Annotated in this window: 15 protein-coding genes; 4 read left to right on the top strand and 11 right to left on the bottom strand. The window is 48.3% G+C overall.

What is annotated here, in order from left to right; translation table 11 throughout:
• Nucleotides 1-2: 2 nt before the first annotated feature.
• The 7 genes from cas1 to ACEW8F_RS06495 form a co-directional block, all read right to left on the bottom strand.
• A complete protein-coding gene (gene cas1 / locus ACEW8F_RS06525; RefSeq protein ID WP_373482664.1) occupies nucleotides 3-902 on the bottom strand; it encodes a type II CRISPR-associated endonuclease Cas1 in 900 nt (299 codons plus the stop codon).
• Complete coding sequence (gene cas9, locus ACEW8F_RS06520) at nucleotides 902-4,147, bottom strand: type II CRISPR RNA-guided endonuclease Cas9 (protein ID WP_373482663.1); 3,246 nt, start codon at nucleotides 4,145-4,147, stop codon at nucleotides 902-904. Before cas9 ends, cas1 begins: the two co-directional genes overlap by 1 nt.
• Before the next feature lie 232 nt (nucleotides 4,148-4,379).
• Nucleotides 4,380-4,757, bottom strand: coding sequence for a hypothetical protein (locus ACEW8F_RS06515; protein ID WP_373482662.1), 378 nt, complete (start codon nucleotides 4,755-4,757; stop codon nucleotides 4,380-4,382).
• Nucleotides 4,758-5,308: 551 nt separating this feature from the next.
• Complete coding sequence (locus tag ACEW8F_RS06510) at nucleotides 5,309-6,337, bottom strand: phage/plasmid primase, P4 family (RefSeq protein WP_373482661.1); 1,029 nt, start codon at nucleotides 6,335-6,337, stop codon at nucleotides 5,309-5,311.
• Between the two features lies 1 nt (nucleotide 6,338).
• Nucleotides 6,339-6,845 (bottom strand): hypothetical protein, encoded by a 507-nt coding sequence (locus ACEW8F_RS06505; RefSeq protein WP_373482660.1) that lies wholly within the window; start codon nucleotides 6,843-6,845, stop codon nucleotides 6,339-6,341.
• Nucleotides 6,846-7,039: 194 nt separating this feature from the next.
• Complete coding sequence (locus tag ACEW8F_RS06500; protein ID WP_373482659.1) at nucleotides 7,040-8,641, bottom strand: DNA polymerase; 1,602 nt, start codon at nucleotides 8,639-8,641, stop codon at nucleotides 7,040-7,042.
• Between the two features lie 584 nt (nucleotides 8,642-9,225).
• Nucleotides 9,226-9,720: an NUDIX hydrolase gene (locus ACEW8F_RS06495; RefSeq protein WP_373482658.1), complete on the bottom strand. Its 495-nt coding sequence runs from the start codon at nucleotides 9,718-9,720 to the stop codon at nucleotides 9,226-9,228.
• A gap of 214 nt (nucleotides 9,721-9,934) precedes the next feature.
• Between ACEW8F_RS06495 and ACEW8F_RS06490 the strand changes: the two genes are divergently transcribed.
• The 3 genes from ACEW8F_RS06490 to ACEW8F_RS06480 all read left to right on the top strand — a co-directional run bounded on the left by ACEW8F_RS06490 (nucleotide 9,935) and on the right by ACEW8F_RS06480 (nucleotide 11,882).
• Nucleotides 9,935-10,828, top strand: coding sequence for a PLP-dependent cysteine synthase family protein (locus ACEW8F_RS06490; protein ID WP_373482714.1), 894 nt, complete (start codon nucleotides 9,935-9,937; stop codon nucleotides 10,826-10,828).
• 191 nt (nucleotides 10,829-11,019) lie between these two features.
• Complete coding sequence (locus tag ACEW8F_RS06485) at nucleotides 11,020-11,466, top strand: LytTR family DNA-binding domain-containing protein (RefSeq protein WP_373482657.1); 447 nt, start codon at nucleotides 11,020-11,022, stop codon at nucleotides 11,464-11,466.
• The gene (locus tag ACEW8F_RS06480; protein ID WP_373482656.1) at nucleotides 11,463-11,882 is read left to right on the top strand and encodes a hypothetical protein; all 420 of its coding nucleotides are present in this window, start codon (nucleotides 11,463-11,465) and stop codon (nucleotides 11,880-11,882) included. The genes ACEW8F_RS06485 and ACEW8F_RS06480 overlap by 4 nt, the downstream gene beginning before the upstream one ends.
• Nucleotides 11,883-12,025: 143 nt before the next feature.
• On the opposite strand, the gene ACEW8F_RS06475 is transcribed toward ACEW8F_RS06480, so the two are convergent.
• The 4 genes from ACEW8F_RS06475 to ACEW8F_RS06460 form a co-directional block, all read right to left on the bottom strand.
• Complete coding sequence (locus ACEW8F_RS06475) at nucleotides 12,026-14,041, bottom strand: M13-type metalloendopeptidase (protein ID WP_373482655.1); 2,016 nt, start codon at nucleotides 14,039-14,041, stop codon at nucleotides 12,026-12,028.
• 84 nt (nucleotides 14,042-14,125) lie between these two features.
• Nucleotides 14,126-14,518 carry a hypothetical protein gene (locus tag ACEW8F_RS06470; RefSeq protein WP_373482654.1) on the bottom strand — a complete coding sequence of 131 codons (393 nt, stop codon included), beginning with the start codon at nucleotides 14,516-14,518 and terminating at the stop codon, nucleotides 14,126-14,128.
• A gap of 59 nt (nucleotides 14,519-14,577) precedes the next feature.
• A complete protein-coding gene (locus tag ACEW8F_RS06465) occupies nucleotides 14,578-16,257 on the bottom strand; it encodes a S8 family serine peptidase (protein ID WP_373482653.1) in 1,680 nt (559 codons plus the stop codon).
• A gap of 79 nt (nucleotides 16,258-16,336) precedes the next feature.
• The gene (locus tag ACEW8F_RS06460; protein ID WP_373482652.1) at nucleotides 16,337-17,239 is read right to left on the bottom strand and encodes a PHP domain-containing protein; all 903 of its coding nucleotides are present in this window, start codon (nucleotides 17,237-17,239) and stop codon (nucleotides 16,337-16,339) included.
• A gap of 399 nt (nucleotides 17,240-17,638) precedes the next feature.
• On the opposite strand from ACEW8F_RS06460, the gene ACEW8F_RS06455 reads away from it, so the two are divergent.
• Nucleotides 17,639-19,399: a carbon starvation protein A gene (locus ACEW8F_RS06455; protein ID WP_373482651.1), complete on the top strand. Its 1,761-nt coding sequence runs from the start codon at nucleotides 17,639-17,641 to the stop codon at nucleotides 19,397-19,399.
• Nucleotides 19,400-19,448 lie beyond the last annotated feature (49 nt).

Here is a 19,448-nt window from a genome sequence, read left to right as displayed (position 1 = left end):
ATCTACTCATATTCATGCAATGAGAGTGGAATGATTTCGCAACATTTTATATGTCCTTTTTTTTCTAAGTATATTTTACTAAGACTCTGAATGGTTCGTTCAATGGCATAACTCACCGTATGATATTGACCATCGGAAAGTACATCCATATTTATAAGATTATAAAGTGCTCTTTTCATTTTGGGTGTCAATACTTCTTCTTCACTATCAATATTCTCAGCAACGTATAAGTCAATTACAGGTCGATAGCATTCAATCAGATCATCAGCCAAGTTAAAAGCATTTAGTTGGTTGTGATGACAAATCCCCATGCATGGTTCAAAGCCATAGACCACCAGAGTTCTGGCAATTAGCCCCCGCAAAATGGCATAACCATAATTCAGTGCACCATTTATAATAATCGCATCGCCTCTGGCGAAATGTTCCCCAAATAGACGTTTGAAATAAAAAGATGCCGCTGTTGCTTCAACATTGGTAGTATCGCCGGAATAGACCCGTTTTGACAAAGTATTAAGCTCTGCGTAACCTTCAATATCCAGAATTTTTAAAACACTGGCCTGATTGATTATTTTCTGAACGATAATTTCCTGCCAGATTCTTTTCAACTGTGGTTTTGTCATAGAAATTTGATTTTCAAATATCTTCAGTTTTCGGCTATGAGAGTCCAACCCCATCAACACCCCGGATGGGATGTGTTTTTCGTCGCAGATGAATACGCAAACCCCATTTTTGGTCAGTTTATTTAATACACATGCCGTGATTGTAACCTGTTGATGTTCGATGAGCATACTGTTAATATCTTCAATGGGCACTCGGTTGGTGAGACCGGCTTCAATAATGAGCTGTTCATCTTTTAATGATAGCTTGCAAGGATTTTCGATCATAAGATTCCGATACCCCATTACACCGGCCTTCTTTCTCGTTCTACTTTCTGAATATTTCCCAAAACATCTACTCCGTATTTTTCAATAGAAGCAAGTGTTTTAACCCCTAAGCTCTCTAAAGTATATGTATTGTCATGAGTTATCACTGAAATCGTTCCATTTGCAGAATGCGCTTTCTTATAATAAACAAATGTTTTTTCAACTTTTTTCTTTTCAGCTAATGTGCTGTTTGAATTTACAACAGTAAATTCTTTAGGTCTTGTAAAACTGATATAGATTAAATCGTTTGGATATAAAGAAAAAATAAAATCAGCTGGTTTCATTTCTCTCCAGTCTTCATAGGGTTTATGTGCAACGATTGCTTTATTAGGAAGCCTTTCTTTTAATAAATCTGCTACATAAATGGGCACCAGATAATAACCATCATTTTCAATCTGATATACATCTACTCTGACCATTGAATCATTGGATGCGATTCCATTATCATTATGAACAGCAACACCAATATTCATTTTTTCAATTATTTTTACTTTTTTTACTTCTGGTGCTTTACCACCTTTTGGGGTGGGTTTAAAAACCGGCTCAGCGAAAGCTTTTTTTGCATCATTTTTGACATCTTTTAACCTGTTTTTTAATAATTCATATAGAAAACGATCACTTTCAGGTTCATAATAATCCTTGATTTCACCATTATTATCGAGTTTTAAAGTGGTTAATTGAACCTTCTTTATTGCGTATTGCTGTCCATCGATTACCTTCCTGCTTTTTACGGTGTCTTCATGCGCTTTCCCAGTCATTTTTTTCTGCTTATAACGTGATACAAAGGGGGCTTTTATTTTGGAAAGATCCACCCCTTCATAATTTTGCAGCTCTCTTTTTTCCAATTGCTCCACCGGATTCTCGGAAAGTCGGATACCAACCTCGTCGCTAAAACCAACCCAAGGCGGCGGAAATTTTTCGTGAAACTGACTGCGATCATGATCCCGCTCGTAGCGCAGTTCGTGATTTTTTGAGAAACGGGTCACTTTTTGAATGTTTCCATCGGTTATACAGGCTACAACAACCGCATCCAAGGCATGGTGCAAATCGCCATCGGCTCTGACTTTGGAAAGTTGCCAGCGTTTGCGCATATAGGCAGTGACAGCCCCATTGACGGCTCGCACCTTCTTTTTGCCTTTAAAGATATCGTCAAAGAGCATATAATCATTGAGGTAATTGTACATGAATTTTGTGATGTAACGCGTATCGGTAAGGCTTCGATCTTTCCATTCGTCCATTTCATCCGGAGTGATGGTTTCTTTTAAGAGGTTTTCCCGTTTACGATGGTTGCGAATCTGGGTATTGGCCAGGATGATAAACTGCTCTCTTTTTTCGCCGGTCAAGTATTGTAGCGGCAGGCGGTTTTTCTTGTCCTGGTTTTCTTTGGCCATGACCAGCACCTTGTTGATAAAACGGTCATCAAAACTGATGCTGTAGGGGATAATATGGTCAATCTCCGCATAGCCGGTATTAAAAAGATTCTGGATCTGCATCTTTTCTCCCGAATACAGGCAGATACCATCCTGTTCTTCCCACAGTTTCAATTTAACAACATCCTGGTTGGTCGGAAAATGAATGCTAAACTCGTCCTTAAGACGTTTTTTAATTTTATCGTTTTTCTCAAAGTTTTCTTTTTGCTCTTTCTCGATCGCTTTTCGGTCTTCATGATTTTTAGACATTTCTCTTGCTAATTCGATGTTTACCGACATGGGTACACCATATTTTTTGACGATCGCATTGACGACTTTGATTGTCTGTGAAATCGAACGTTTGACTACCGGACTGGTGATTTCCGGGTTTTGATGCTCCAACGGGGGCAGCAGGCTTTTTTTAGAATGCCCGGCATGGGCTCTGAAATCATAACCGGCAGCAGTACAGGCATCCGAATATAGCTGTCCTTCTTTCAAATATGGGAGAATGCGCTGGGTGGCTTTAAGCGATAAATTGCCGACCTGCTTAAAGGCTGGCAGAGTTAAAACAGCTTCAATGAGGAACGCATCGACGATCGGATCGGTCATTTGCTTTAATTGTTCTGTTATTTTTTCGTCGGTTTTGTAGAGGGTGAGAATTCTGGCAATTTCATCCCGGGTTGGAAGAGGAATACCGATAATTTTATCCTTTGAGATTTTGTTAAAGGTCTTTTTCATCAGATGATAGTGTTTTAAAAACTGAAATTTAGTTTTGTCTTCTACTTCTTTTATTTCTTTGCGACCATAGGATAACCCCACAAAATATTCATCATCGCACAAATCTAGGACTTTTCGGATACGGATATATTTGAGCGTATCAACTTCATGGGCCAAAGCATCTAATCGCATCCGCTCATCATCATTGAGTCTTCTTTTTTCGCCAAGTTGGTTTTTAATGGTCATGCCATTTATTTTCTGGAGCAGCACCGAATATTCGTAGGTATAGGCACCTTTTACAGCACGAGGTTCGTCTTTCTCAAAAGTACACCGCCCAATCATTTTCTCAATCTGATTCCCTGCATATGGACTTTGTTCACCTGGCCCTTCTTCAAAGGAACGTTGTGAGGTATATATTTTCAAATATTCTTGTTCAAAGGTTTCCAATGCGTAAGCATTATTCAACGCTCTTTGAGATTTAAAAATATACTCAATTTCTTCAACCATCTGGCTACGATCGATCGTATGCGAGTAGTCTTCTGATTTGTTCCGTTTGTGTTCAGAAAATTTTTCATCCAAAAAAATCATTTCACCTATTGTTCGGTATCCATTCTCGGCCATTCGGTTTCGATTGTCACTCACAGCTTTTAATAGTTTCCCAGCTTCTTTATTTTCTGTATCTTCACTGTCAACTTTACGATTTGATTTAAACCCTCGACGTTGAGCGAGGTGAATAAGTAAACGTGCAAAATCTTCATTACTTAATTTATTATCAAGCGCTTCGTATCGTACTTGATAAATGTCAGGCAAATTTTTTGAATCATACAAGCATTCTAAACACTCTTTGGTGAGTAATTGGTTCCTAATCATCAGGTTTTTGATTCTTTCCAATCGATGTTTGTGTCTTCTATTTCGTCTCCGCGACCCCCTTGCCAATCGTCTTGTAGTTGCAAGCGAGGCGCCAGTTTTTGGCACTTCCGCACAATCAAATATGCGGCAACCCAGGTCGATAATACGTTTAGGTTCGTTATTTATATCTGTTTCCAAAACAGCGAACCCAACCGATGTTGTCCCAATGTCCAAGCCTATTTTATACATATAAAATCTCCTCAAAAAAATGACACCATACCGTAAGACATGGTGTCATTTTTTTGCGGCGCTCTGTTGCCAGAAGCCTTACTGTATTAACCCCAATACTCTTGGTATGGTATAAGGTTAATTTTATTCTACTCCAATTCCTTTATTTGTCAACTATTATTTTGCTGATTTTTAAATTATCTAGCTTTAAGTGCCCCCCACCCGACTTGACCGGGTGGCCCCGCCGCTGCGCTCACGCCGCTTCCAGCGGACCCAGTAGCCGCAGCCCCTGCTGATGAAGCCGGTAAATCCAGCGGACATCAAAATGCATGGCGGCGGCGATGGCGTCAAAGGATTCGCCATTAACGTAACGGCGGGTCAGGATTTCCTGAATCCGGTGGTCGGCCAGGCCTTCAATCAGGGCGATCATCCGGGCCTGCAGGGTTTCGATATGGCAGCGGTCGGCGGCAATCTGCCGGGTTAGGCTGTCAATTCTTTGCTGGCAGCGGCAACTCGTGGTCAGGGTGTCGCTGTCGATCAGGGCCAGCCGCTGCTGGTAGTGGCGGCGGTACTGGGTGTTGCGAAAAATCTGACCGTTCAGCATCGTGATCTGGTGTTTTAAGGTTTTCATGGTGTCCTCCTTGATATTTTGTGCCCCTAAGGGGGTTGATTTAAAAACACCGCAGGGCTATCGATCAAGCCATCAGGCCCTCACTGCCACGGGGTGATGTTGCCATTTTGCGCGCGGTAAGCTGGTGTTGGTTGGGGGCGCTTGCGAAGGGCCTCGATGAACTGAAAATTGGCAGCTTTATCGATACCATGCAGTAGCGTCAGGGATTATTTTGTCGCGGCGAGGGTCTGAACCCTTGGTCTTGATTGATCGCCCGGAACGTTGCGCTCACGCCAGCGCGGACAGGCAGATCCGCTTTTAAACACCACTATCGTGACTAAAACGCAATCCTTCCCGGTCCACCGGACCGGTCATTTTCGGAGGGGTGGAGGGATTTGGCCCCGGGAATCCGCTGGTGATATAAAAAAAATTTGATCAATTTTCCGCCATAATAGGAACAACCCCTCCGATCCCTTCGAATGGCTTTAACAAGCTAAAAAACCCCTCCGCTTTTGTTAAAATTTTTGCCGGGCGGCAAAGAAAAAGGTGGTTTTTATAGCCACTTGAGGTTTTTAGGCGACCTCCTCAATCTCCAACAGCGCAATCCCAGTGTAGAGGGCCCGCCGGGAGACCGTATCCCTGATTTTTTCCAGCTCCGGAAAAGCTTCTTTTAACTCCATCCAGAACCGTTTCTGGCTAACCGGCCGCAGTCCCGATTCCTGGGCATAATACTGATAGGCGTGAAACAGCACGGTGGCCGGGGCCTGGCTGGCGGCGGCCAGGGCGCAGCGCTCATCGACAAAGGACAGCACCGAGCTGCCGGCAATCCGGTAGGCCGCCAGGGCCGCAGCGCTGGGGTCCGATGGGGAAAAACAATAGTGGTTGGCCTGTAACCGGGCCAGTCCCGCCAGCGCCCAGTTTAAAATCCCGGCGGCCTCCCCCCGCAGCTTCGCCTTGAGGTGGAGATCCCGCTGCGCCGGGGGTTTTGGCGACAAAAAGGGGACGATGATCAGGCGCCGGTAAAAGGCCTCGGAGCGGTCGCCGAGATTCCGGGGCAGATTGTTGCAGGAAAAGACCAGCCGGGCGGTGGCTTTAAAGGAAAACGGGTCCTTGTTTTTGCGCTCGGCAGTGATGAAATCCTCCCCGGTGATGCTCTTAAAGAGGCCATTGTCCTCAAACGATTTGGACGGCAGATCGGCAAAGATATTGGCCAGCATCCCGAACAGCTCGGCCGTTTTAAAGCGGTCGCCCAGCTGCTGCCAGGGAATATTAGAAACATTGGCCGACCCCAGCAGCAGCTCCTGAGCCACCGCCAGCAGCGTCGATTTGCCGGCGCCGCCGGCTCCCACCAGGACAAAGGCTTTCTGGGCGCAGGTTTCGGGAATCAGCAGATAGCCGTTGGCCTTTTTGACGTACCAGAGCTGCAGCGGGGTCTTGCCCAGCTGCCGGGGTGCCTGGGCCCCACAGCTGCCCAGTCGGGGACACTGATAGCCCCAGCTGCGCAGGGTTTCGCAGCTCATCGGCCCGGCGCCGGTGTTTAAAAACTGGGCGATTTTTTTATCGGTGGCAGCGCTGCTATAACCGCGATAATCACGCGACAAATCATGGATCACCGGCAGTTGGCGCCAAAGTTTGATATGCTTCCCCACTATCAGCGCTATTTTTGCCTCTATTTTTAGCTTCGATGGGATACTCCCCCATTTCGTCCGGTTTTTTAAGCAGCCAGTAACTGTGCAGGGACTTCCGGGTTTTGACAATAATCGAGGGGGCCAGCGGGAAGGCCAAAAGACTTTCATACTGCTCGGTCAGCGGCAGATCATCCGCCTCCACAAAATGAGCGGTCACATCGACAATGGCGTCATCCCGGGGGCCGCCGGGGTTGACCACAAAAAAGATCCCCTGACGGTCGGCCTGGTTGGCCAGATGCAGCTTGGCCAGAAAGTCATCGCTGGCCAACTCGGCGGCACTGACCTGGTAGTTCTTGCCGCCCCCGCCGCCGCCATCGGCAAAGCTCCGCAAATGGTAGGGGCCGGGGTGAAAGGCGGCCAGAAATTGGGCCGGGGTCAGGGTAATTGGCTTGAGCTCAGCCAGGGTTAAGGGTGAATCCATGAGAACCTCCTGAAATTTTGAAATTTATCTCGCGGGGACAGACCCCAATACGAGGAATATAAAAAGGATGCCGGGATGCCTACACGGGGCGGCTACGAAGCGCCCCGACCAGCCGGAAATTTGCAGTAACGTAAAAATCAAACCACAACCTGACGCCTTATTGTGTCAGGGCGGACCGTACCCGCCCGCCATCGTCACCGCTCAGGCCGCTGCCTGGCCACCGTCAGCCGCCACCCCATAGGGGTCAGGCTGCCATAGCGGGTCCCCACCGATACCTCCACCACCAGCGGCAGATCAAAACCGGGAAAAGGCGGCGCTTCCATTATCTCTTTAAGACGGGCAATGCTGGGGGTCAGCACCGCGTCATCGACCTCAAAAACCAGCTCATCATGAACCGTCAGCAGTGGCGTGATCGCCGGGTTGCCCGCCAGCAGCGGCAGCAGCCGCGCCATCGCCAGTTTTAAAATATCCGCTGCAGTGCCCTGAATCGGGTGGTTCAGGGCGGCCCGGCGGGCTTGGCTGGCAAGGGCCTCATCGGGGTCATTGATCCCCGGCAGACAGCGTTGCCGGCCCAGGGCGGTGGCCATTTTTTCATCATAGCTGGCCTGGCGGATGACCCCCTGCTGCCACGGCGCCAGCCCCGGGTAGGCCAGATGAATGTTAAAGATCATCGACTCACAGGCTTCCAGACTCAGGTTCAGGCCGGCCTTAAGCCTAAGAATCCGCTGCAGGCCCTTGGGATAGAGGCCGTAAAAAATACCGAAGTTGATATTTTTGGCCACCGCGCGCCGCTCCTTGTACCGGGGCTCGTTTTTGTCACTGGCCTGGGCCAGACTGATGCCATAAACCCCGGCGGTGGTCATGGCATGAATATCGCCGCCATGGCGATAAACCGCCATCATCTGCTTGTCCCGGGTCAGCCAGGCCCCGATCCGCAGCTCGATCTGGCTGTAGTCCAGGGCCACCAGGGTTTTGCCGGGCCGGGCCACCAGCAGATCACGGACGCTGATCCCCTGGATGGCGCCCGCCGGCAGATTCTGACAATTGGGGTGAACGCTGGTAAAGCGCCCGGTTTCCGCCCCCAGCGGCAAAAACTGGGGGTGGAGGGCGGCCGTGGCAGGATTGATTCTTGATCCCAGCCCGACCAGATAGGTTTTATCGAGCTTGGACATGCGCCTGAAATCCGCCACCAGAGCCAGATAGTCAAGCACCTCCGGCGCCGCTGCCTGGGCATAATCGAGCAGCGCCAGCAGGGCTTCGTTGTCCACCGAGGGTTTGCCGGTGGCGGTGGTCTTTAACACTGGCAGGCCCAGATCCTCAAACAGATAGGCTTTAAAATCATTGGTCGCGGCATTGGCCCCCACCTTAACCACCCGCTGCCGCGGATGCTCCAGCTGCTGCCGCAGGGCCGTCAGGGCAGCGGCGGCGATGGCCCGGTTTTGCTTAAGCTGCGGCTGATCGACCCGCACCCCGGCGATGGTGTCAAAAACCGGCGGCTGCAGGACAATTTCCGCCGCCAGCAAAAACTTGGCTTCAAAGGCCAGATTGTGGGCAATTTTGAGACAGCCGGGGTTTTCAAAGACGGTTTTTTTAAGCAGCGGCAGCACCGCCAGCGAGATCCCGGTGATTTCGGCCTGATGCGGGTCCAGCGCCGCCTCGGGCACGTCCCCGAACCTGGCTTGGGGGGCGGTCTCAAAATCAAAGGCGACCATCGTCGCGCCGTCCAGATAAGCCGCCAGCTGCCCGATGTCAATCAGGGTCTGATAAACCAGTTTTTCATTTGCTAGTTGCTTCATTGTTGTTCCTCTTTTCTTATATTTTTGTTTTGTTTTACTTCTGGCGATCCCACCAGCCGGGCCCCCGGTCACAAAAAAACCGGATGCTCTTAAAAAAAGTCATAATCATGACGATAATTTTAAGAAACATCCGGTATCTTAGTGGCTCTCTGGCCCAATTTAACTCAGTATGTATCATTTCTTTGGGTGCTATATTAAATTGATGATTGGTGGAATCAATGTGATTTTCGTGATGATCAGTGGTCGTGTCTTAACTTAGGCACAATCCGCTTTATGCTCTTTTAAGGTGCTATTAAGTTATCAAAATCAGCAAAAACCCGCTTGTGCTGCTGAGCGATTCTTAAAAGCCCCCTGTGTTGCGATTTCCGCTTTGTGATAAAAAAAGTTGCCCTCACTTTTCCCGGTCTTTTTTCTAACTTAACACTTTCTTAACAACAAACAGCGGCCCCGTTAACCGCAATCAAATATTTCTGATTACGCGCTAATATGGCGCTAAATTTTACCCTTTGAGCCTGTCCAAAACCCCGCCAGAAATTATTTTGCGGTTTCTTGCGATGAATCTTATCGTCATGCTATTGCCCCGATTAAAGCGGCTGCTTGAAAACAAAATGCTTGATCTGGTCCGGGATGGTGATTAAATCGTCGATCAGATTCGCAGGATAAAGCTTTATATTTTTTAACTCGGACAAGGGAATCCAGCAAAAATCCAGCTCAATTTGCTGATTTTCCAGTTCATCGATCACCTTAAACACACCGTTTAACGGAATTTGCGTCGCATCCCGTAAGGAAATCTGATAATACAGACTGATTTGCTGGCAGGGCAGCTGGCCCCAGGGAAAAAAGTTCTCGCCCACAAAAAGCAATTTTTCGACGTTGATATCGGCATTGATTTCTTCCTTAAATTCCCGCATCAAGGCCTCCTGGGAAGTCTCACCGCTGCGCACATGGCCACCGGGAAGCGAGTAAATATCATAATTGGCTGGTTTTTGCAGGAGTATTTTCTGATCCCGCACCAGCACCCCGGCGATGCGATAGGAAAAAATAAATTTCTCACTACGATACAAAATATCACGATCCATTGTTTACCTCTTCTCTTTTATTGTTTAATAAAACGCCTCATGTAACGGCGTGCTGCGGTCGCCGCTAATTCTGATGGCCCCATCTGGTCTGCTGATTGGATGCGTGCTGGCTTCACCATTTTTTATAAATGGTTGTTTTTCTTCTTATTTTTATACTATAATAAAGCGATGCACTGATACTATCACAGAAAGGACAACGCAATTGCAGAAACTTATTTATAATAATATTTTAGAAACCATCGGCCAAACGCCGATGGTTCGGATTAATCATTTAAATCCCAACCCCAATGTGGAAATCCTGGCCAAGTTTGAAGGGTTTAACCCCACCGGCAGTATTAAAGACCGGATTGCCCTGAAAATGATCGAACAGGCCGAGGCTGAAGGTGTTTTAACGAAAGACAAGATCATTATCGAACCAACCAGCGGCAATACCGGGATTGGGCTGGCGATGATCGCCGCCGTCAAGGGCTATCAGCTGGAAATCGTCATGAGCGAAGCCGTCTCGATCGAACGCCGGAAGATGATTCAGGCCTTTGGTGCCACCGTTACCCTGACCTCCCCCACCGAAGGCACCGATGGGGCCATTCGCAAGGTCCGGCAACTGATTTCCGAATATCCGGAGCGTTATTTTAATCCCGATCAATTCAGCAATCACTATAATAAGCTGGCCCACTATGCCACCACCGCCGAGGAAATCTGGGCCCAAACCCAGGGCCAGGTGACCCACTTTGTTTCCTCTTTGGGAACCTCCGGCACCATTATGGGGGTGGGCATGGGCCTCCGGGATCATAATCCCGAGGTTAAAATCGTCGAAGCCCAGCCGGTCCTCGGTCATTACATCCAGGGCCTCAAAAACATGGAGGAAGCCATTGTGCCGGCCCTCTACCAACCCGATGCCATTGATTTACATATCATGGTGGAATCAGAGATCGCCTTTGATTTTGCCCGTCAAATTGTCAAGCAGGAAGGAATTTTTGTTGGCATGAGTAGTGGCGCGGCGATGTATGCCGCCACCGAGGTGGCTAAACAAATTGATACCGGGGTGATTGTGGTAATCTTCCCCGACCGGGGCGAGAAATATCTCAGTACCGATTTATTCAAGCTGTAAGTTTTTAAATGACAGGTGATATGGGGCGTTTCTCATATCACCTGTCATTTTTTGCCAGGCCCCTTGGCTCCGCAAAATACCGCCAAGACCCGGCGTTTTTGCAAGAAACTGTCGCAATTTTGCATCACAACGAAAAAAACTGGTTATTAATAAAAAATTGCTTTAGTATAGAACCAGAAGGAGGGAAACGCATGAAACTGATTTTTAAAACCGATCCCAAAATCGCTGCTGAAACGGCGCTGATTTTTACCCATCCCCAGGAGCAGGGGCTAAAACAACAGCTTGAGACGGCCATGGCCCTGCAGCAAAAAAGCATCACCGCCATTAATTCCATCAATAACCGTAATGTCCAGGTGCCGCTTCGGGCCGTCCTGATTGTTGAATCAGAAGAGCGGATGTGCAATTTGCGACTTGATACCGGGGCGCTGTATTTATACCCCAAACGGCTAAAATATGCCGAGGCCGATTTCATCAACGATGGCTTTATCCGGATCAACAACCAAACGCTCATCAATATCAAAGCCGTCAACCACTTTGCACCCACCACCAATGCCAGAATTGAACTAACCTTAACTGACGGTTCCACGTATTTTATCAGCCGGCATTACATTAAAAATTTTAGGAGGGCTCTCTCATGATCAAAAATTTAAAACAATCGTTCTTTCAAGTATTCGCCGTGACCACGGTCTGGATCACCCTGCTGCTGAGTATTTTCTTCAACGGTCAAACCATCGCCTTGACCTATCTGTGGAACTTAATCGGCATTGCGACGATTATTGCGCTGTTATTTGGGGTCATTTACAGCGGTTTATGGAACTACCTGACCTTCAAACCAATCACCAATATTCTGATCACTTCTTTTTTAAATATTGCCGGCGGCTTAACCGCCGTGTGGCTGTTCTCAGCGGAGATGTTTACTTTTATTGCCCCGTGGATACCCGGCATGCTGATCCTTTCACTGATCCTGCACACCATTGCCTTCTATCTCTACGCGACCATCGATGCTAAGAAAAAAGCTGGCGAACTCAATGCGTTGATAAAAAACAAGCAATAATAGTGAGACGTTTTAAATGTCAATTCCAAGTGTGTTGCCTGGAATATGGCAAACGAAACGTCTCTAAAAAATGACCTGCTACTGAGGTTGAACTGACGCGTTAAGTTGCGCTGATAAATCACATCTGCTTGGCCTGATGCTGCTTATGGTGTTGCTTTTGGCTGCCAGATCGCCACCCGGTCATCCGGGGCGACATACATCGGATCGCCTGCTTTAATCCCATAGCTGTCATAAAAGGCAGCAATTGAACTGAGCACGGCATTGACCCGCACCGGCGAGGGGGCATGAACATCGGTCAATAAATAATTCTTTTCCAGATCCGGGGTTGCCAGTTTGGCCCAGATCGTGGCCCAGTTGCGATAAACATCGGCCAGGTCTTCGCCCTGTTTTTCGGCCACCGCCGTCACCGTCTGCAGGGCTCCCAGATCGGCAATGTTTTCTGACAGGGTCAGGGTGCCATTAACCGCTTCGCCGGTGGAAATGGTATAGTTGCCATAATAGTCAATGATTTTCTGGGACAACTGATCATATTTTTGATATTCGGCGTCCGTCCACCAGACCTGGTAATTGCCCTTTTCATCATATAACGAGCCGTTTTTATCAAAGGCATGACTGATTTCATGGGCGATGACAGCGCCGATGCCGCCGAGGTTTTGGCCATTACTTTGGGCTTCATCAAAAAATGGCGCCTGTAAGATCGCCGCCGGAAAGACGATTTCATTATTGGCCGGATTGTAGTAGGCGTTAACTTCCTGGGGAGTCATATACCATTGCTCCCGGTTGACGCCTTTTTTATATTCATCATCGTCATATTGTCGGGTCGCCGTCTTCAGAGCCACCACATTGGCCAGATAGGTACCGCCGTCCTGGGGCGACTGCACCATCAGCCGGTCGCCGATGGTGGGCCACTGATCAGGGTAACCGATTTTTATAGCCATGGTGTCCAGCTTCAGAATCGCTTTCGCTTTAGTCTCCGGACTCATCCAATCCTGGTCATTGATGATGGTCTGGTATTCTGCAATGATCGTCGCCACCATCGTTTTAACATCCTGCTTGGCTGCTTCATTAAAATATTTTTCCGCATAGATCTTGCCAAACTCCCATTCCAGCAGGCTTTCCACCTCATCAAAGGCCAGCCGCTCGGCAGTTTTTTGCTCCGTCGAGCCTTCCAGTTTCATGGCCATCTCCAGTTTAAGATCCCTGTACGCCACCGGGGCATAGTCGGCCAGATCATTTAAGACCACAAATTTGGTATAGGCTTTCAGCACCGGCAGGTTTTCTTCAGTCAACAGCGCATTGAGCTGTTTGATGGCGTCCACTTCAAAAACCACATAGTGATCCCCGCTGCCAAGGCCCTGGGCGGCCAGATATTTGGCCATGTTAAGATTGCCATAGAGGGCCAGCAATTGCTCATAGCTATAGACATTATAGTAGTGCTCCGGGTCATAAAATTCATCCGGGGCCAGGGCCTGGGCGGCTACGGTGCTGGTAAAGTCATAAACCGCGGCGGCATTTTTTTCGGCCGCCGCTTGGTCCTCCCCGCTGAGCACCAGCATCTTTGCGATGTACCCTTTATAGGCGTCGCAATATTCCTGCATCGAAGGGTCTTCCATGTATTCTTTGCCGATTAAGGCATCCATCGACTCAAAGCCCACCATCAGCGTGTCCGAATTCATATCATCCTGATAATAACCGTAACGGATCAGGCTGGACTCCCCAATGGCTGACAAGGCCATCAATGCCTCCAGATACTGATCGAGATTTTGGGCGGCGTCAATCTGCTCCAGATAGGGCGTGATCGCCGTCAGACCCTGGGCGTTGCGGGCGTCGAGGTCGATGGCGCAGGCATATAGATCATTAATTTTTTGTTCACTGCTGCCCTGGGGATAGCTTTTGCCGCTGTCGGCCAACTCACTGACAATCCCCTGGAGCTGCCCGGATGTTTTTTCATTTAATTCGTAAAAGTAGTCCCATGCTCCGGCGGTGGCCGGGATCGTCTTTTCCGCCAGCAGCTCCGCATTAATGGCGCCATAGAAGTCCTCGGACACACTCGGTTTACCAGTTTTTCCCGCCGGTGAATTGGCACAGCCGGTTAAACTGACCAGCATCAGGAGCACCATCAGCAGGGCCAGTTTTGGGATCGCTTTGTTGTTTTTCATTTCATCTCCTTTGTTTTTTGAAATCAGTTGATGCTTATCCTGGCATTGTTTACCATGACACCACCGCACAGCGGCTCTGACCACCTAATCGATGGTCTGAACCTCAACGGGAATCCACATTTTAGGGTTGTAATTCAGCGTATATTTATATTTCGAAACATTGTTCTCCCCTAAATCTTCCAGCACGTAAGTGACGTTGTCGCTTAACCCGATATAGTGTTTTTTGTAACTGCCGTCTTCATCTTCAACGATGACCTCCAACTGATTGTCTTCGGTATCGGCGGTAATTGACATTTTGCCGGTCATTTGAAACAAAACGTCGCCCTCAATACAATTGATCACCGTTAACTGCCGAATCACATTAAAGTTATCCGCCTGTTGCGACAAATTGTAAGAAACTTTTTCGGCTTCGCTTTCACAACCGGTTAACAGCAGCAAACACCCCATTAAAGCCAGAACCAATGTTATTCTTTTCATAATTTTTTCCTTTCATTTTTCCCTGAATTTCAAACGACCCGGACTGACAAATCGAGTGATCACTCCAAACCGGGAGCACTTCCTTTTAACCCCACCTGAATCCGGATTCCCTCCAGCCGGTAACCAAAGCCTTCGGTTCCCGCCGGTTCGCCATTCTCGGCCCAGTCCAGCCAACCGCTATTCTGGACATGGACCTGATAGTAAATATCAAAAAGATCAGCATCAGCCCCGGTTAACTCAATTTTAATCGCTTCCAGGCGCAGCGATTCCCCCGTCGTGCCGCTTAAGGCGCCATTTTCCACAAAATCCTGCCAGCCCTGATTCTCGACATGGGTTTGATACCGGACGCCAATATCGTAGTTGCCGGGATCGACAGTAAGTTCGATGGCTTCCAGCCGCAGGGCTTCACCCTCGCTGCCACTGACTTCGCCATTTTTTACGATTGCCTGCCAGCCGTTATTCTGAACATGGGTCCGATAGGCGGTCGTCACCACGGGCTCTTTCGCTGTGACCTGGGCCAGGGCCTGATCCAGTTGAATCAGGCCATATCCGTAGTGATCGTCACGGCCGTCTTCACCAAGATCGATGGCCGTGACTTTTAAAATTGCCTCGGCCTCAGCCGCCGTAAGGGTCGGATCCGCGGCCACCAGTACCGCAGCGGCGCCGGTCACAACCGGACATGAAAGGGATGTCCCGGACTCGGTGATATAATCATCCTCGGCCCACAGGGTCGTGGTCTCAACCCCTGGTGCACACAGATCAACCATTTCGTTATACTGGGAAAAATCGCCAATCACATTATTGCGATCCGTGGCCCCCACCGAGATGACCCCGTCATAGGCCGAAGGAATCGTAATTTTCCCGCCATTTTCGGGATCGGCGCCATCATTTCCGGAAGCCGCCACTAAGATCTTGCCCCTACTGGCCGCATAAGCGATAGCCGCCTCCAGCACTGGTGACACCTCATATCCCGCAAAGCTCATATTGATCGCCCGCACCTCGGGGCGATTGGCGGCATTATAAAGGGCGGCACAGGCATAACCGAGGTTGGCCTCATTATCATCGGCCGTTTCACCCCCAATCCGGTAGGGGGCGATTTTAATATCGGCGTTGCCGGCCACGCCGGCGATGCCAATCTCATTATTGGCAATCGCGGCAATACATCCACTGATGGCAGTGCCATGGCCCACCACATCAATGGTCTCGGTTTGGCCGGTGACATAATCATAACCATCGACGGACTGGCCAATGATATCGGGGTGGTTGCTGTTCAAACCGGTATCAAGAACCGCCACGACAACCGTCTCCTGATTGTTAACCTGATCCCAGGTCTGATCGGCGCCGATGGCTTCAAATTGCCAGGCTGCCGATAATTTTGAATCATCTGGCAAAGCTGAAAATTTGAGGTAAGCATTTTTTTGAGCAGCCAGCACCCGGGGATTCTTTAACAGCTCGGCCACCAGGGGATCGACCTGATTCGCATCCCTGACCTTGATAATATCAACCTGATCACTTAATTTTTCGCCGGCTGCGATCTGACTGGTCGTCAGCCCCAGATCTTTAATCGCGCCGTCAGCTTGATAAATCACCACGATTTCGTCATCAATGGCCGCATCATGATCCAAATCCGCGACTTGATCATAACTCCGGATACCCTGATTGGCGGCCACCGCCCCGACCGGTAAAGCGCAAAAAATGATAACCATGATGAGCCAAATAATACGCTTCTTAAATTTCATCTGATACCTTCTTTCTAATGCTGATGAAAAAACTGCAAATTGTTATGGAATTTCATTTAGCCGTACATTTGCAACCTGATCAGCTTAATTCTTTGCGAATTTTATCTCTTTCTCGTTTTAATCTTTCAATGATCTTATAATCTGTCGTGCCTAATTGCCCCAAGGCGATGGATGGTTTAAATTTTCCATGAAAGTCGCTGCCGGAGGTAACAATGAGATGATGTTTTTCACAATATTCCAAGTATTTTTGGGTCTCTTCTGCTGTATGTGTTGTATAGTAAGCTTCTACCCCTGAAATCCCCTGTTGGACTAAATCATCAATAAATTCGGTATTGTCAAAATCCACTTCCATTTGACTGTATCCTGGATGTGCCAATATTGGAACGCCACCGCTAAGACGTACTGCTTCAATAAACTCATTTGTTTCGGGAATATAATTCGGTGAAAAAAACGGTTTCCCCAGGAATAAAAAGCGATTGACAAATTCAATCACGGGGTTTTTATATCCGATTTTATATTCAACAACGAGAGGATTTTCACTATTTCTTTCATCTTTAAAAACAGCATATGCGATAGCAGCGGGTAAAGGAGGCGTTTCCTGGCAAAATTCATAGACATTTTCTTCGGTTGCGTAAATTCCATGCTCTCTCAATAATTCAATTTGAGCTTTAACCCATCGCTTCCTGTCGCGATGAACCTTATCAATGATTTTAGACACGGCTGAATCATCTAATTCGATATAATACGCCAGCATGTGAACCAGTTTATCTTTGTTTCTACAGAAAACCTCTGTACCCGGTATCACTTCAACACCAAGCTGTGCTCCCCAGGACATTGCATTTTTCACTTCTGCGATTGAATCATGGTCGGTAATTGCCAATGTCGCTACGTTTTCCTTGACTGCAAGCCGAATTATTTCTTCCCCTGTCAATTCGCCATCGCCACTTGCCCGTGTATGAACATGTAAATCTATCTTACTCATGTGATTCTCCTTTTGTATTTATTTTTGAGCTTTATACTCAAGCTCCGATTCTTATTTGATAAGCTCCGATAAGTTAAGTGTTCCTGGCGCCAACCTTCCCGCCCAACTCACTTTTTGCCGACACGCTGATAAGCCTAGCCGTTCGGCCTCATTCTTGAGATAAATCAGGCCGCAATAGGTAATAATCAAAGCAAATAATTATCTCACCCGTTAAGATGAGTTTAGTCTCCCTGGTTACCAGGGCCTCTCGAGTTAGGCTGAGCCCGGCCCTGTTGCTGCTAAATTATTATAGCATCTTTAATATGTTTATTGAATAAACATTGACAAAAAATGAATATAAAGTTATTTTTAGTAAGTAATAATATTTATCGGGATTGACAAAAAAGAAGGAGGTTTTGAATGAATATACTATTGATTGTTGGTGGCGGTACGCTGTTTCTGATCCTTGCGTACTTTACCTACGGAAAATTCATCTCGCAGAAGATCTTTGCACTTGACGATAAAAACGTGGTGCCGGCGGTGGAAATGGAAGACGGTGTCGACTATGTGCCAACGGATGCAAAATATTTAGCGGGGCAGCATTTCTCAGCCATCGCCGCTGCCGGTCCGATCACCGGCCCGATTATCGCCGGCATTGCTTTTGGGTGGATACCGACCCTGATTTGGATCCTGATTGGCACCGTATTTATCGGCGGCGTTCATGATATGGGCTCGCTGGTCACCTCGATTCGCCATAAAGCCAACGGGATTGCCGACACCATGAAGGAATACGTGTCGATGCGGGTGTGGATTCTGTTTAATGTTTTTATTTTCTTTACCCTGATTATGATTATTGTCGCCTTTACCGATATTACCACCGCATCATTTGTTAATAGCGTGGAATTGGCTGACGGCAAATCAATCGGGGGCGGGGCCACCGCCACCTCTTCCATTTTATACCTGATTCTGCCGGTGATCATGGGGTTTTTACTGAAATTCACCAAAATGAAACTCAGTGTGGCCACCCTTATTTTTCTTCCCTTAGTGGGGATTTCGATTTGGATTGGGCAATACATCCCCTTCGATCTGCAGGCGGTGTTAGGCCTGAACACCCCCCAGGATGCCCAGAAAATTTGGAATCTGGTGATTATCGCCTACTGTTTTATCGCCGGGATCGTGCCGGTCTGGGCCTTATTGCAGCCGCGGGGTCACCTGGGCGGGTATTTCTTATATATCACCCTGATCTTTTCCTTTATCGGCGTTATCTTTGGCGGCTTTCAAGTCCAGTATCCCGGTTTCACCAGTGTCCTCGGGTCCGCTGAATTCTGGCGGCCGATGTTCCCGATGCTGTTTATCACCGTCGCCTGCGGGGCCTGTTCGGGTTTTCACAGTCTCGTCAGCAGCGGCACCACCTCAAAACAATTAGCCAAAGAAAGTGATGCCAAACCGATTGGCTACGGGATCATGTTAGCCGAAGCAGTGGTCGCGCTGATTGCCCTGTCAACGGTGATGATCCTGCCCCAGGGCGATGCCCTGCTCGGCAAGTCACCCAATTTTATCTACGCCAATGGCCTAGGTTCATTCATGGCCCTCGTCGGCATCAGCAAGGCCTTTGGTATTTCCTTTGGGCTGATGGCCTTTACCACCTTCGTTTACGATACCCTGGATGTCTGCACCCGTCTGGGCCGCTATATTTTTCAGGAAATCACCCATATCAGAGGCTGGTCGGGACGGATCATTTCCACCCTGCTGATCGGCGGGATTCCGCTGACGCTGATGTCCATCAGCTTAACCGATCCAACCGGGAAACCGGTGGCCATCTGGAGTCTCTTCTGGAAAACCTTCGGGGCTTCCAACCAGCTGCTGGCTTCACTGGCACTGGTCGGTATCACCGTCTGGCTCCAGCGCACCTCTAAATACGGCAAAGCCTGGCTGGCCACCTTCATCCCGGCGCTCTTTATGCTGGCGATGAGTATCTGGGCGCTGGTCAATATTTTTGCCTCCTACACCTTTGTTAATGGCGTCTTTGTGATGCCGGTCGGAACTAATGTGGTGGTCCCCGCCCTCGCCCTGGTTTATCTTAGCCTGGCTATCTGGGTGGTAATTGAGTGTACCCCGGCGCTGATCAACAATGCCAGATTCACGAATACCAGTCTGGTGCTGGAAACAGTTGAACAATAATTAATTCCCGGTAACCAAGATACGCCGGCAGGTCGTTTTGAGATGCTCA

Origin of the sequence: Acetobacterium sp. (assembly GCF_041752335.1) — a bacterium.
Lineage (GTDB): Bacteria > Bacillota > Clostridia > Eubacteriales > Eubacteriaceae > Acetobacterium.
Note: the sequence above shows the minus strand (reverse complement) of the source record. Positions and strands in the feature narration are given on the sequence as shown.

Excerpts from the sequence above, each read along its gene's own strand:
- ACEW8F_RS06475 (WP_373482655.1), bottom strand. The coding sequence starts at position 14,041 with ATGAAAAACAACAAAGCGATCCCAAAACTGGCCCTGCTGATGGTGCTC.
- ACEW8F_RS06495 (WP_373482658.1), bottom strand. The coding sequence starts at position 9,720 with ATGGATCGTGATATTTTGTATCGTAGTGAGAAATTTATTTTTTCCTAT.
- ACEW8F_RS06455 (WP_373482651.1), top strand. The coding sequence starts at position 17,639 with ATGAATATACTATTGATTGTTGGTGGCGGTACGCTGTTTCTGATCCTT.
- ACEW8F_RS06515 (WP_373482662.1), bottom strand. The coding sequence starts at position 4,757 with ATGAAAACCTTAAAACACCAGATCACGATGCTGAACGGTCAGATTTTT.
- ACEW8F_RS06465 (WP_373482653.1), bottom strand. The coding sequence starts at position 16,257 with ATGAAATTTAAGAAGCGTATTATTTGGCTCATCATGGTTATCATTTTT.
- cas9 (WP_373482663.1), bottom strand. The coding sequence starts at position 4,147 with ATGTATAAAATAGGCTTGGACATTGGGACAACATCGGTTGGGTTCGCT.
- ACEW8F_RS06480 (WP_373482656.1), top strand. The coding sequence starts at position 11,463 with ATGATCAAAAATTTAAAACAATCGTTCTTTCAAGTATTCGCCGTGACC.
- ACEW8F_RS06470 (WP_373482654.1), bottom strand. The coding sequence starts at position 14,518 with ATGAAAAGAATAACATTGGTTCTGGCTTTAATGGGGTGTTTGCTGCTG.
- ACEW8F_RS06460 (WP_373482652.1), bottom strand. The coding sequence starts at position 17,239 with ATGAGTAAGATAGATTTACATGTTCATACACGGGCAAGTGGCGATGGC.
- ACEW8F_RS06485 (WP_373482657.1), top strand. The coding sequence starts at position 11,020 with ATGAAACTGATTTTTAAAACCGATCCCAAAATCGCTGCTGAAACGGCG.
- ACEW8F_RS06505 (WP_373482660.1), bottom strand. The coding sequence starts at position 6,845 with ATGGATTCACCCTTAACCCTGGCTGAGCTCAAGCCAATTACCCTGACC.
- ACEW8F_RS06500 (WP_373482659.1), bottom strand. The coding sequence starts at position 8,641 with ATGAAGCAACTAGCAAATGAAAAACTGGTTTATCAGACCCTGATTGAC.
- cas1 (WP_373482664.1), bottom strand. The coding sequence starts at position 902 with ATGGGGTATCGGAATCTTATGATCGAAAATCCTTGCAAGCTATCATTA.